This is a genomic window from Streptomyces sp. P9(2023) (genome assembly GCF_032436795.1).
Taxonomy (GTDB): Bacteria; Actinomycetota; Actinomycetes; order Streptomycetales; family Streptomycetaceae; genus Streptomyces.
Genome location: NZ_JAUPWM010000529.1, coordinates 1 through 267 on the forward strand (window position 1 = coordinate 1; position 267 = coordinate 267).

The 267-nt window shown below is 31.8% G+C and carries 1 protein-coding gene; it reads left to right on the top strand.

Features of this window, described 5'->3' with window-relative positions; all coding sequences use genetic code 11:
* A partial coding sequence (locus Q5762_RS38605; RefSeq protein ID WP_315896985.1) for a hypothetical protein occupies nt 1-204 on the top strand: 204 nt, incomplete at its 5' end.
* Nucleotides 205-267: the final 63 nt, after the last annotated feature.

Genomic DNA, 267 nt, shown 5'->3' on the forward strand with positions numbered 1-267 from the left:
GTGGTTCTATGCCTCGCCACTTTTCTTGTAAATGCACAAGAAAAATCAAATGTAAAATTCGGTAAAATAGAACCTAAAGATTTCGACATACAATCAGCGCTGATTGATTCGAGTACAAACGCTATTGTTATTGCGGATATTGGTAGTACCTATTTTGAGGGAAATACAAAAGGATGGTTTTCGCTTGTATTTAAAAGAATATAAATCGATACTTATATTGGCAGCTTCAAATCCTTTCTCATTTAATATCTTTATTCTTTTTATTCT